This window comes from Streptomyces sp. NPDC050439 (genome assembly GCF_040655335.1).
Lineage (GTDB): Bacteria > Actinomycetota > Actinomycetes > Streptomycetales > Streptomycetaceae > Streptomyces.
The window spans coordinates 1-13,472 of record NZ_JBFAJT010000009.1 but is presented as its reverse complement, the minus strand read 5'-3'; the positions used below and the strand labels follow the sequence as shown (position 1 = coordinate 13,472).

The following is a 13,472-nucleotide window of genomic DNA, read 5'->3' as shown; positions in this document are numbered from 1 at the left end:
CGCTGAACTCGCAGAACCTGCAGAGAGGGTTGGCCGTGACTGCTGATCTGTCCCAGATCGTCAAGGCGTACGACGTGCGCGGGGTGGTCCCGGACCAGTGGGACGAGTCGCTCGCCGAGCTGTTCGGCGCCGCCTTCGCGAAGGTCACGGGCGCGGACGCGATCGTGACCGGACACGACATGCGGCCCTCGTCGCCCGGCCTCTCCCGCGCCTTCGCGCGCGGTGCCGCCGCGCTCGGCGTCGACGTCACGGAGATCGGCCTCTGCTCGACGGACCAGCTCTACTACGCGTCGGGTGCGCTGAACCTGCCGGGCGCGATGTTCACGGCCTCGCACAACCCCGCGCAGTACAACGGCATCAAGATGTGCCGTGCCGGCGCGGCCCCGGTCGGCCAGGACACCGGCCTCGCCGACATCCGCGCCCTCGTCGAGGGCTGGTCGGAGACCGGCGCCCCGGAGCCCGCGGCCACCCCCGGCACGCTCACCGAGCGCGACACCCTCAAGGACTACGCGGAGCACCTGCGCGGCCTGGTGGACCTGACGTCCATCCGCCCCCTCAAGGTCGTCGTCGACGCGGGCAACGGCATGGGCGGGCACACCGTCCCGACGGTCTTCGAAGGCCTGCCCCTCACGCTCGTGCCGATGTACTTCGAGCTGGACGGCACGTTCCCCAACCACGAGGCCAACCCCCTCGACCCGAAGAACATCGTGGACCTCCAGGAGCGGGTGCGCGAGGAGGGCGCCGACCTCGGCATCGCCTTCGACGGCGACGCGGACCGCTGCTTCGTCGTCGACCAGGACGGCGCCCCGGTCTCCCCGTCGGCGATCACCGCCCTGGTCGCCTCGCGCGAGCTCGCGCGCAACGGCGGCAAGGGCACGGTCATCCACAACCTCATCACCTCCTGGTCGGTCCCCGAGGTCGTCAAGGAGAACGGCGGCACGCCGGTCCGCACCCGCGTGGGCCACTCCTTCATCAAGGAGGAGATGGCCAAGACGGGCGCCATCTTCGGCGGCGAGCACTCGGCGCACTACTACTTCCGTGACTTCTGGAACGCGGACACGGGCATGCTCGCCGCGCTCCACGTCCTCGCGGCGCTCGGCGGCCAGGACGGCCCCCTGTCGGCGCTCGTCGCGCAGTACGACCGCTATGCGGGCTCCGGCGAGATCAACTCCACGGTCGACGACCAGACGGCCCGCCTCGCCGCCATCAAGACGCGGTACACCGGCCAGGAGGGCGTCACCCTCGACGAACTGGACGGCCTCACGGTGACGTCCACGGACTGGTGGTTCAACGTCCGTGCCTCCAACACGGAGCCGCTCCTGCGCCTGAACGTGGAGGCCCGCGACGAGGCGACGATGACCCGAACCCGCGACGAGGCCCTGGGGATCATCCGAGGCTGAGGCACCTGCCTGGGGCGGAGCCCCGGCAATACACGCGCAGCAAGGCCCCGGGGCAAGCACAGGCCCGGGGCCAGCACAGGCCCGGGGGCCAGCACAGGCCCAGGGGCCAGCGGTAGGCTGACCAGGCGACATTCCTCGCCCCACCGCTCGAAGGGACCCACCCCATGCCGCTCGAAGCCGGCCTCCTGGAGATCCTCGCCTGCCCGGCCTGCCACGCCCCCCTCAAGGAGGCGGACACAGAGCTGGTCTGCACGGCGCCCGCGAAGGACTGCGGCCTTGCCTACCCCGTCCGCGACGGCATCCCCGTACTCCTCGTCGACGAGGCCCGCCGCCCCGCGTAAGGCCCCGCAAGGCCGCCCGGGGCAGCGCCCCCAAGGCCCGCCAGGCCCCGCGTAACGACAAGAAGTGCGAGCGGCGGCGCCCCCGCCCCGTCGCCCGGCGAATCGGAGGCCCGACCCCATGCTGGACGAATCGCTCCTTGACGCGCCCGAGGCCCTCGCCGTGGCCGACCGCCGAGGCCTCCTCCGCGGCGCCGCGGAGGCAGGCGCCCGCGTCCGCACGGCGGTGCGGCACGCGACGGAGGCCGGGCTCACCCAGCTCAAGCCGGACGGCCGCCCCCGCGCCATCCTGATCGCGGGGCCCGGCACGGCCGCCACCTGCGTGGCCGATCTGCTCGGCACCCTCGCGGGCGCTGGCTGCCCCGTGGTCCGCCTCGCCCCCACCGGCGTGGCCCCCGCGGCGGGCGCCCTGCGCTGGGCGCTCCCCGGCTGGGCGGGTCCTCTGGACCTGCTGCTCATCGCCACCCCGGACGGCACGGAACCGGGCCTCGAACTCCTCGCGGGCCAGGCCTACCGCCGCGGCTGCACGGTCGTGGCCGTCGCCCCCGCCCGCTCCCCGCTCGCGGAAGGCGTGGAGGGCTCGCACGGCCTCACGGTCCCCATGGCCACTTCCCCCTACGGGGAGTACGAGACCCCGCACGACGGGGAGCGGGCCTCCGAGGCGTACGAGGCACGCCGCGTGGACGACGAGGCCGCGGCCTCCGCCCCCGCCACCCTCTGGGCCCTGCTCACCCCGCTCCTCATCCTCCTGGACCGCACCGGCCTGATCACCGCACCGGCCGAGACCCTGGAGAAGATCGCCGACCGCCTCGACCACGTCGCCGAACGCTGCGGCCCGGTCGTCGCGACGTACAGCAACCCCGCCAAGACGCTCGCCGCTGAGCTCGACGAGACCCTCCCGGTGATCTGGACCGAGGGCGGGCTCGCGGGCCCCGTGGGCCGCCGTTTCGCCGCAGGCCTCGCCGAGCTCGCCGGGCACCCCGCGGTCGCGGGCGAGCTGCCCGAGTCCCTGCCCGCGCACGGCGCCCTGCTCGCGGGCAACCTCGCGTCGAGCGGCGGGGACGACGGCGACGACTTCTTCCGCGACCGCGTCGAGGAACCCCAGCAGCTGCGCGCCCGCGTCGTCCTGCTCCGCGACCGCCCGGTGGACGTCGGAGGCCTCAGCGCGGCGCCCGCCGCCCGCGAGCTCGCCCACGGCCACGACATCGCGATCAGCGAGCTCGAACCGGAGGACGGCGACGACCTGGAGACCCTCGCCGAGCTGATCGCCGTCACGGATTTCGCCGCCGTTTACCTGGCGCTCGCCCCGAGGGACCGATCATGACCACAGCCCGGCCATGACCTCGGACGCAGCACGACACCGCATGGCCCCGCCTCGCCCGCACCGCGTACGTACGTAAGGGAGCACCCCTCCGTGGACCGCCTCACCAACACCATCCGCCCCTACGCCTGGGGTTCCACCACCGCCATCGCGGAGCTCATCGGCGCCGAGCCGACCGGTGAACCGCAGGCCGAGATGTGGATGGGCGCCCACCCCGGCGCCCCCTCGCGCACCGGGCGCGGTCCGCTCGACAAGGTGATCGACGAGAACCCGGGGCAGGAACTCGGCCGGGCGGCCGTCGCCAGGTTCGGCCCGCGCCTGCCCTTCCTCCTCAAGCTCCTCGCCGCGGGCGCCCCGCTCTCCCTCCAGGTCCACCCCGACCTGGAGCAGGCGAGGGAGGGCTACGAGGCCGAGGAGGAGCGAGGCGTCCCGATCGACGCCCCGCACCGCAACTACAAGGACGCCAACCACAAGCCCGAACTGATCTGCGCCCTCACGGAGTTCGACGGCCTCTGCGGCTTCCGCGACCCCGTCGAGGCCGCCGACCTGCTCGCCGGCCTTGGCGTCGACTCCCTGAAGCCGTACGTCGACCTGCTGCACGCCAAGCCCGAGGACGGCGCGCTGCGCGAGGTACTGACGGCAGTACTTACTGCGGACCCCGACGAGATGGCGGCGACCGTCACCGAGGTCACCGACGCGGCCCAGCGGCTCGGCGGCGCCTACGCCCCGTACGCGGGCATCGCCCGGCACTACCCCGGCGACCCCGGCGTCATCGCGGCGATGCTCCTCAACCACGTCCGACTGCAGCCCGGTGAGGCCCTGTTCCTCGGCGCCGGAGTCCCGCACGCCTACCTCGACGGCCTCGGCGTCGAGATCATGGCCAACTCGGACAACGTGCTGCGCTGCGGCCTGACCCCCAAGCACGTCGACGTCCCCGAACTCCTGCGCATCGTCCGCTTCGAGCCGACCGTCCCGGGCATCCTGCGCCCCGAGGCATCGCCCGACGGCGAAGAGGTCTACGAGACCCCGATCGACGAGTTCCGCCTCTCCCGCTTCGTCCTGCCCGAGGGCGCGGCGCCGCACGACCTCACCGCGGCCACCCCGCAGATCCTGCTCTGCGTCGCGGGCTCCGTGAGCGTGGGCGACGCCGGCGAACTCACGCCCGGCCAGTCCGTGTTCGTCCCCGCGGACGAAAAGACCGAAGTGTCCGGAGTCGGCACGGTCTTCCGTGCCACTGTGGTGGCCTGACTCACCACCAGCGCCTCGTGCTGCAACAATGACCCACCGCAAAGGCCGGGCAAAGCGGCAACGGACAAGTACGTACGCAGGCGAAGGGACAACGGGCACACATGAGCGCGTCAGGCGGAACAAAGGCGATTGTCGCGGCACTCGCCGCGAACCTCGCGATCGCGGTGGCGAAGTTCGTCGCGTTCATCTTCAGTGGTTCGTCGTCGATGCTCGCCGAGAGCGTGCACTCGCTCGCGGACTCGGGCAACCAAGGGCTGCTGCTCCTCGGCGGCAAGAAGGCGCAGCGCGAGGCGACCCCCCAACACCCCTTCGGGTACGGGCGCGAGCGCTACATCTACGCCTTCCTGGTCTCCATCGTGCTCTTCTCGGTCGGCGGCATGTTCGCGATCTACGAGGGCTACGAGAAGATCAAGCACCCGCACGAGATCGAGCACTGGTACTGGCCGGTCGGCGTCCTGGTGTTCGCGATCATCGCCGAGGCCTTCTCGTTCCGTACGGCGATCAAGGAGTCCAACCTCACGCGCGGCAACCTCACGTGGACGCAGTTCGTGCGCCGCGCGAAGGCCCCCGAGCTGCCGGTCGTGCTCCTGGAGGACCTCGGCGCGCTGGTCGGCCTGATCCTGGCCCTGGGCGGCGTCGGCCTCGCGCTCGCGACGGGCGACGGCATCTGGGACGGCATCGGCACGCTCTGCATCGGCGTCCTGCTCATCCTGATCGCGATCATCCTCGCCGCGGAGACCAAGTCCCTGCTCCTGGGTGAGGCCGCGGGCACCGAAGAGGTCCAGAAGATCGAGAAGGCCCTGGTCGACGGCGACACGGTGACCCGCGTCATCCACATGCGCACCCTGCACCTCGGCCCCGAGGAGCTGCTCGTCGCCGCCAAGATCGCCGTACGCCACGACGAGACGGCCACCGAGGTGGCCTCCGCGATCAACGCCGCCGAGGAACGCATCCGCGCCGCGGTCCCGATCGCCCGCGTGATCTACCTGGAGCCGGACATCTACAGCGAGACGGCGGCCGCAGAGGGCACCAACCCGGCGAAGTCGCCGGGCGCCCACTGACCTCCCGCCACTCCCGTACGCAGTCGGGGCCCCGCACCGTGCAGGTGCGGGGCCCCGACTGCGTGACTCACCCAGGGGTCACCGCACCTCGCGCAGCACCTCGAGGACCGCCGCCTCGTCGGGGGCGGCCTCGAGCCGCTCCCGGAAGCCGGTGTCCATCAGCTTGCGCGAGAGGAGCGCGAGAATCCGCAGGTGCTCGTCGCCCGCGGCGGCCTCCGGCACGGAGATCATGAAGATCAGCTTGGCCTTCGTGCCGTCGAGAGCACCCCACTCGATGCCCTCGGCCGACCGCGCGAACCCGACGACCGGCGAGGTCACCGCGTCGGTCTTGGCGTGCGGGATGGCAATCTCCTCGCCGAGCCCGGTCGTGCCCTGCGCCTCGCGGCGCAGCGCGGTCCGCACGAGCTCCTCGACGTCGTTCACCTTGCCGGTGGCGGCGAGGAGGTTCGCCATCTCGCGGATCGCGGAGTCCTTGTCGGCGGAGTCGAGACGGACCTTCACGGTCTGCTCGGTGAGATAGCCGGAGAGGACTTCGGGCTCCTCGGGGGCGGCTGTCGCTGTGGGGGCGGGCGCAGGCACCTTCTGCGGGGTGCTCGTCCCGCCTGCGGCGACGGCTCCCGCGCCCACACCGGCGAGCACCGGCTCAGGACCGCCCGGTACGTCGACGACCGGCGCCCCACGGCGCTTGCGCTCGCTGATGTCGACGAGCGTGACCGTCGTGAGGGCGGTGACGACGGCACCGATGGCGACAGCGATGAAGAACATCGGTACGCCGCCGACGGCACCAAGAACCGCCACGATCGGCCCGCCGTGCGGCACCGCGTCCTCGACGCCCGCCTGACCGGCGATCGCACCGGCGACGGCACCGCCGAGCATGTTCGCCGGGATGACCTGCGCGGGCCGCGCGGCCGCGAAGGGGATCGCTCCCTCCGAGATGCCGAAGAAGCCCATGAACAGCGCGGCCAGACCGGTCTCACGTTCCTGCTCGTTGTAGAGCCGCTTGCGGATCAGCGTCGCGAGCCCCTGGCCGAGCGGCATGACCGGGATCGCGGCGGCGCACATGCCCATGACGGTCTGGTTGCCGGTCGCGATGAGCCCCGCGCCGAACAGGAACGCCGTCTTGTTGACCGGCCCGCCCATGTCGAAAGCGATCATCAGTCCGAGGATCGCGCCGAGCAGGATCGCGCTGGTCCCCGTCATACCGCTGAGCCAGCTGGTCAGATGCTCGAAGACCCACGAGATCGGCTTCCCGATGACGTAGATGAAGAAGAGACCGAGTGCCGTCGTCGAGATGATGGGGATCACGATGATCGGCATGATCGGCTGGGCGAACTTGGGGACCTTGACCTTCTTGATCCACAGCACCAGATAACCGGCGAGGAAACCGGTCACGATGGCCCCGATGAACCCCGCGCCCGCCTTGGAGTCGTACAGCTCGCCGGTGTTGGCGATCCAGCCGCCGATCATGCCGGGCACGAGCGCGGGCCGGTCGCCGATCGCGTAGGCGATATAGCCGGAGAGGATCGGCACCATCAGCGTGAAGCCGATGACACCGATCTGGTTGACGTGCATCCAGAACGAGTCGTCGGGGATGACGAGTCCGCCCTTGGGGTCCGTGTGCCCGCCGAGCGACAGCGAGATCGCGATCAGCAGCCCGCCGACCACGACGAACGGAATCATGTACGAGACGCCGTTCATCAGCGCCTTGTACGCGAGGCTCCGCTCCTTGCCGCCTCCGCCCCCGCCGCCACCTGTGGAGGCCGCTTCGGCGGTCCCGCCGCCGTCGCCACCACCGTGCACGGGCGCGCTCTGCACCTGCTCGATCAACTGTTCAGGGCGGCTGATGCCCTCGGACACGCCGACGGACAACACGCGCTTGCCCACGAAGCGGCCGCGGTCGACGTCCTTGTCGGCGGCGATGATGATGCCGTCAGCATCCCTGACATCGTTGTCAGTCAGGACGTTCTCGGCACCGATGGAGCCCTGCGTCTCCACCTTCATGTCGATGCCGAGGCTCTCCGCCGCCTTCGAGAGCTTCTCCGCCGCCATGTACGTGTGGGCGATACCGGTCGGACAGGCGGTCACGGCGAGCAGCCTGAGCTTCTTGCGCTCGCCACTGCTCCCGCCTATGGGGGGATCGGCCGGATGGGTCACGTGGATCTCCTAACGCCTTCAGCGTCTTCAAGCCTTCGTCCAACAAGATCGCGCAAATGTTCCCGATCTCAAGGCATCCTGCAACACGCGGGCGCAGGTTCAAAAGCGCAAAGGTCCCGAATAGGTGGGTATGAGGCCCTTCCCGGGTCCGCCCGTCAGCCGCCCCGCGCGCCGCCCGTCGGCCGCCCCGCCAGCCCGGACACGGGAGAGGCAAGCCTTCGGCCGCACTGGAGGCGAGGTCCAGCCACCCTCAAGGCGGGCCCTGACACCCTGGAGGCGGGCTGGGGCTCGCTGGGCCAATCGGTGTAGCTTTGTGACCGAGCCAGACGTCGCTGCTGATGGCGGTCGGGCGGTGCCTCTACGGGTGCCGTCCGAGGGAGAGAGGGCCTCCGACGGACTGCGCTGCTGCGCGCCGATGCACCTCTGTGCCGTCGTCGCAGGTCAGCCAGCCATGCCCACCCACCCTCGATCAACCCCACGAGGAGCAGCTCGCACATGACGACTCTCACCAACGGCCAGGACTTCAAGGTCGCCGATCTCTCCCTGGCCGAGTTCGGCCGCAAGGAGATCACCCTCGCCGAGCACGAGATGCCCGGCCTGATGTCGATCCGCAAGGAATTCGCCGCCACCCAGCCGCTGGCCGGCGCCCGCATCATGGGTTCGCTGCACATGACCGTGCAGACCGCCGTCCTCATCGAGACCCTGGTCGCCCTCGGCGCCGAGGTCCGCTGGGTCTCCTGCAACATCTTCTCGACCCAGGACCACGCGGCCGCGGCCATCGCCGTCGGCCCGAACGGCACCCCGGACGACCCCCAGGGCATCCCGGTCTTCGCCTGGAAGGGCGAGACCCTGGAGGAGTACTGGTGGTGCACGGAGCAGGCGCTGACCTGGCCGAACACCCCCACCGGCGGCCCGAACATGATCCTGGACGACGGCGGCGACGCCACGCTCCTGGTCCACAAGGGCGTCGAGTACGAGAAGGCCGGCAAGGTCCCCTCCGAGGACACCGCCGAGTCGGACGAGCACCGCGTCATCCTGCAGCTCCTCAACCGCACCATCACCGAGGGCTCGCAGAAGTGGACCCAGCTCGCCTCGGAGATCCGCGGCGTGACCGAGGAGACCACGACGGGCGTCCACCGTCTGTACGAGATGCACCGTGACGGCTCCCTGCTCTTCCCGGCGATCAACGTGAACGACGCCGTGACGAAGTCGAAGTTCGACAACAAGTACGGCTGCCGCCACTCCCTGATCGACGGCATCAACCGCGCCACGGACGTCCTTATCGGCGGCAAGACCGCTCTCGTCTGCGGTTACGGCGATGTCGGCAAGGGCTGCGCGGAGTCGCTGCGCGGCCAGGGCGCGCGCGTGATCATCACCGAGGTCGACCCGATCTGCGCCCTGCAGGCGGCGATGGACGGCTTCCAGGTCACGACGCTGGACGAGGTCGTCGACAAGGTCGACATCTTCGTCACCACGACCGGCAACAAGGACATCATCATGGCCTCGGACATGGCCAAGATGAAGCACCAGGCGATCGTCGGGAACATCGGCCACTTCGACAACGAGATCGACATGGCCGGCCTCGCGAAGATCCCCGGCATCGTCAAGGACGAGGTCAAGCCGCAGGTCCACACGTGGACGTTCCCCGACGGCAAGGTCCTCATCGTCCTGTCCGAGGGCCGCCTGCTGAACCTGGGCAACGCCACGGGCCACCCGTCCTTCGTGATGTCCAACTCCTTCGCGGACCAGACCCTGGCCCAGATCGAGCTGTTCACCAAGCAGGAGGAGTACCCCACCGACGTCTACGTGCTGCCCAAGCACCTGGACGAGAAGGTCGCCCGCCTCCACCTGGACTCGCTCGGCGTCAAGCTCACCACGCTGCGCCCCGAGCAGGCCGCGTACATCGGCGTAGAGGTAGAGGGCCCGTACAAGCCCGACCACTACCGCTACTGAGCCCCGGGCCCCCGGCCCCGCTCAACAGCAGGCCCTCGCCTTCCCGGCGGGGGCCTGCCCCCGTCCCAGCCACAGCAGCTTCGAAAGCCATGCCCTCCGGCCCTCCGACTGGGCCAGGCACAGTCGCCCGAACCGGCACCGCGGAGGTCGCGGAGACCGGCCGCGGCTCAGCCTTGTCCTCCACCAGTCCAGTACGGCTCCCTAAACCGGCACCGCGCAGGCCGCGGAGACCAGCCGCCGTAGGCCCAGCCTCTGTCCTCCCGCCGACCCGTGTACGGCTCCCTAGACCCGCACGCGCACTACGTCCACCGTCGCCCCCTACTACGGGACGGCCAATCCGCGTTCTTGAAACTGCGGAAGGCAGGTCTACAAACAGGCGTGCATCAGGACGGCGTCGGTCCGGATCAGCAGGTCAGCGTGGAACGGGGTACCGCCCGCGACGGACGTCCGCGGCCTTCTGCCCTTCGCGTCACCCCTCGGGTTCGGCCTTGCACACCCCCGTGCCCTTTGCGCTGCCAGCCCCGGACGCGCACGCGCACTACGTCCACCGTCGCCCCCTGCTACGGGACGGCCAATCCGTGTTCTTGCAGCTGCGGAAGGCAGGTCTGCAAACAGGCGTGCATCAGGACGGCGTCGGTCCGGATCAGCAGGTCAGCGTGGAACGGGGTACCGCCCGCGACGGACGTCCGCGGCCCGCGCCCTTCGCGTCACCCCCCCGGGTTCGGCCTTACACACCCCCGTGCCCTTTGCTCTGCCAGCCCCCCGGATGCGCACGCGCACTACGTCCACCGTCAGCCTCCTCGCGCCGCCCCTCGAACAGTCGGCGAGGCCACCCAGGCGCCCGGCACCCGCAGGCCAAGCATTTCGACTGACTACCGTGGGGTTCGGGGCGGGCCGAGAGACCCTCACGGCCCGCAGTCCACCGACAGCAGCAGCCCACCCGGCCCAGCACTGACCCACAGTTGCCCCGGCTCCGGGACGAGAACCCGCCCCCTACAAGGACCGAGCCCCATGCCCCGCGGCCACTATTCGCTTCACGACCCGCACGACCACACCCCCCTCGGTGAAGAGCACTTCCACTGCGCCCCCGGCCCCTCCGGTTGGCGCTACGTCTCCCAGCGGACCGCGCCCTCAGGCGAGCCCACCGGCTCCGTCGACCTCGCCCTGGACGAACTTGGCCGGCCCATCCGCCTCGAACTGCACGCGGGTGACTGGCAGATCCGTGCCGCGGCGATCGACGGCGTCACGTGGGTACGCACCGACCCCACCGGAACCCACGCCACCGAAGACAACGCCCCCGCCCACGCCTTCACCGGCACATCCCCCGCTTTCCTCGTCGCCACCACACGCCTGCTGCGCCTCACCCCCGGTTCCCCCGCGACCCGCGTCCGCCTCGTCGCCTTCACCGACCCGGTCCTCGCCCCCCGCACCCTCGACCAGTCCTGGGCCCTGCTGAAAAGCGAAGCACACGCCACTGACAACGGCCCCCTGATCGTGGACGAATACCAGGTCACAGCCTTGGACACCGGCGAACAGCACCCCATCCACATCGCCGGCGACGTCGTCCTCTCCGCCCCCGGCACGGAGCTCGAGAACCTCGAATCCCCGCCCTCGACGTTCACCTGACCCCGGCCGGCCCTACGCGGGCGGCACGAACCCGGTGCCAGGAGGCGCGGCCTCCGCACCCTCTTGCCGAACGGCCGGCGGTACGTCACGCATCTCCGGCCCGGCGGCTGGGGGCGCCGGATGGGCAGGGGAGGACGGGTAGGCAGGGAGAGACGGGTACGCGGGGGGAGACGGCGCCACGTACGCCGCCCCGCCAGCAGGCACCCCACCCCCGCCACCGAACGCCCGCCGAGCATCCCGCGCCTGCCGCTCCTGCACGACCGCCGCCAGATACGCCGCCGGCGGCACACCCTGCGGAGCCGGCGCCCCCGTACGTCCCGCGAGATCCCCGGCAAGCCGCTCAGCCATCGTCCAGCCCACCTGCGGATCCAACTGCCCCATCCGCGTCAGGTACTGCCTGATGGCCAGCCAAAGACCCTCGGGCACCCCGGACAAATCAAGCTCGGCGAACCGCCCCGCAAGCCAAGGCGGCGGCGGAGGAATGAACGCCGCCTGCCCGGTCGGCACCCGTTCCCGCACGACGAGCGTCCCCGCGAACACATCCCCGAGCCGCCGCCCCCGCGCCGACACCAGCGAAGCGATGCAGGCGACGACCCCGAACGTCAGCAGAATCTCGACGACCCCCACCGCACCCCGCACCAGCGCGTGCCGGAACCGAATCGGCCCCCCGTCGTCCCGCACCACCCGCAGCCCGCACGCCATCTTCCCCAGCGACCGCCCATGGCTGAGCGTCTCCACCGCGATCGGCCCGCCGACCAGAATCAGCACGAAGCTCGCCACGGCGACAGCGGCGGCCGCAGCGTCGTCCAACGACGACGTGGAGGCCACGATCGTCAGGGTCACCGCCAGGTAGACCGCCCAGGCCACCACCAGGTCGATCAGTACGGCGAGCCCCCGACTCGGCAGCTTCGCCGGGCGCAGCTCAAGCGCCACCGCCTCGCCCGTCACCAGCTCACTCACGCCAGCCGCCCTTCCCTGCCCTGCCGTCGGAACCGCCAGTCTGCCAAGCTGAGGCAGCATCGCGCCGCAGTACGAGGAGCAGCCACCTGATGGACCTCGACGTCTTCGTCTCCGCCCACCGAGCAGAGTGGGACCGACTCGACGCCCTGCTGCGCCGCCGGCGCCGCCTCAACGGAGCAGAGGCCGACGAACTCGTCGCGCTCTACCAACGCACCGCCACCCATCTCTCCCTCATCCAGTCCAGCGCCCCGGACCCGCAGCTCACCGGCCGCCTCACCCACCTCGTGGCACGCGCGCGTAGTGCGGTGACAGGCACCCGCCGAGCTTCCTGGCGCGATGCCACACACTTCCTGAGCCACGGTTTCCCGGCAGCGGTCTACCGCTCCCGCCACTGGTGGGTCCCCACCGCGCTGCTCTCGACGCTCCTCGCGGCCGTCATCGGCTGGTGGATCGCCACGCACCCCGAGGTCCAGGCGTCCATCGCGGCCCCCGCGGAACTGCGCGAGCTCACCCGGCCCGGCGGCGAGTACGAGACGTACTACTCGAGCCACCCCGCAGCATCATTCGCGGCGCAGGTCTGGACGAACAACGCCCAAGCAGCCGCCATGTGCCTGGTCCTGGGCGCATTCCTCTGCTTCCCCGTCATCTGGATCCTCTTCCAGAACATGCTGAACCTGGGAGTGGGCATCGGCCTGATGTCCGACGCCGGCCGCCTCGACACCTTCCTCGGCCTGGTCCTCCCGCACGGCCTCCTGGAGCTGACGGCGGTCTTCGTTGCCGCCGGTACGGGCCTGCGCCTCGGGTGGACCGTCATCGACCCGGGCCCGCGCTCACGCCGAACAGCCCTCGCCGAAGAGGGAAGAGCCGCCCTCGGCATGGCGGTGGGCCTGGCCCTGGTCCTGTTCGTCTCCGGCGCCATCGAAGGCTTCGTCACGCCCTCGGGCCTGCCGACTTGGGCTCGCATCAGCATCGGCATCGCCGCTGAACTGGCCTTCCTGGTCTACGTCTACGTAGTGGGCGGCAGGGCGGCACGCGCCGGTGCCACGGGCGACGTGGACCCCGCCGAACGCAGCGCCACGGTCCCCGTCGCAGCCTGATGTGCGTACGCCCCTGCTGAGCTGCTAGTGTCCTCGACGCCCCAGAAAAACCGTTGACACGGAAGGACTGGGGAGGTAGATTCGAACAGTTGCCTAGAGCTGGACAAGTCCAGCGGCGGCAGTTAATATCTGCCTGCTTCTTGATTCTCATAAGCCAAGAAGCCGCACCCGATAAATCGGAAACTCCAGCCGGTAAGACCGGCCGAAAACTTCTGATAAAGTCGGACTCGCCGGAAAGGGAAACGCGAAAGCCGAAAGGCCGGAGCGGGAACCGGAAAGGCACCGAGGAAATCGGACACGAAAGAGTCTGATAG

10 protein-coding genes are annotated in these 13,472 nt (G+C 70.5%); 8 read left to right on the top strand and 2 right to left on the bottom strand.

Annotated features, from left to right (window positions below; genetic code table 11):
- The first annotated feature begins 35 nt into the window (after positions 1–35).
- The 5 genes from AB0I66_RS32600 (at position 36) to AB0I66_RS32580 (ending at position 5,368) form a co-directional block, all read left to right on the top strand.
- Positions 36–1,400, top strand: coding sequence for a phosphomannomutase/phosphoglucomutase (locus AB0I66_RS32600; protein WP_363211588.1), 1,365 nt, complete (start codon positions 36–38; stop codon positions 1,398–1,400).
- A 164-nt stretch (positions 1,401–1,564) separates the two neighbouring features.
- Positions 1,565–1,741: a Trm112 family protein gene (locus AB0I66_RS32595; protein WP_363211587.1), complete on the top strand. Its 177-nt coding sequence runs from the start codon at positions 1,565–1,567 to the stop codon at positions 1,739–1,741.
- Between the two features lie 118 nt (positions 1,742–1,859).
- Positions 1,860–3,062, top strand: a complete 1,203-nt coding sequence (locus AB0I66_RS32590; protein WP_363211586.1) for an SIS domain-containing protein — start codon at positions 1,860–1,862, stop codon at positions 3,060–3,062.
- 90 nt (positions 3,063–3,152) lie between these two features.
- Positions 3,153–4,307: a mannose-6-phosphate isomerase, class I gene (manA, locus tag AB0I66_RS32585; protein WP_363211585.1), complete on the top strand. Its 1,155-nt coding sequence runs from the start codon at positions 3,153–3,155 to the stop codon at positions 4,305–4,307.
- A 101-nt stretch (positions 4,308–4,408) separates the two neighbouring features.
- Complete coding sequence (locus AB0I66_RS32580; RefSeq protein WP_363211584.1) at positions 4,409–5,368, top strand: cation diffusion facilitator family transporter; 960 nt, start codon at positions 4,409–4,411, stop codon at positions 5,366–5,368.
- 78 nt (positions 5,369–5,446) lie between these two features.
- On the opposite strand, the gene AB0I66_RS32575 is transcribed toward AB0I66_RS32580, so the two are convergent.
- Positions 5,447–7,522: a fructose-specific PTS transporter subunit EIIC gene (locus AB0I66_RS32575; RefSeq protein ID WP_363211583.1), complete on the bottom strand. Its 2,076-nt coding sequence runs from the start codon at positions 7,520–7,522 to the stop codon at positions 5,447–5,449.
- A 495-nt stretch (positions 7,523–8,017) separates the two neighbouring features.
- On the opposite strand from AB0I66_RS32575, the gene ahcY reads away from it, so the two are divergent.
- Both ahcY and AB0I66_RS32565 read left to right on the top strand, forming a co-directional pair.
- Positions 8,018–9,475, top strand: a complete 1,458-nt coding sequence (gene ahcY / locus AB0I66_RS32570; protein ID WP_363211582.1) for an adenosylhomocysteinase — start codon at positions 8,018–8,020, stop codon at positions 9,473–9,475.
- Positions 9,476–10,486: 1,011 nt separating this feature from the next.
- Positions 10,487–11,101, top strand: a complete 615-nt coding sequence (locus AB0I66_RS32565; RefSeq protein ID WP_363211581.1) for a hypothetical protein — start codon at positions 10,487–10,489, stop codon at positions 11,099–11,101.
- A 12-nt stretch (positions 11,102–11,113) separates the two neighbouring features.
- On the opposite strand, the gene AB0I66_RS32560 is transcribed toward AB0I66_RS32565, so the two are convergent.
- Entirely contained in the window at positions 11,114–12,061 is a 948-nt protein-coding gene (locus tag AB0I66_RS32560) for an RDD family protein (protein ID WP_363211580.1), read from the bottom strand.
- Between the two features lie 89 nt (positions 12,062–12,150).
- Between AB0I66_RS32560 and AB0I66_RS32555 the strand changes: the two genes are divergently transcribed.
- Entirely contained in the window at positions 12,151–13,158 is a 1,008-nt protein-coding gene (locus AB0I66_RS32555) for a stage II sporulation protein M (protein WP_363211579.1), read from the top strand.
- Positions 13,159–13,472 lie beyond the last annotated feature (314 nt).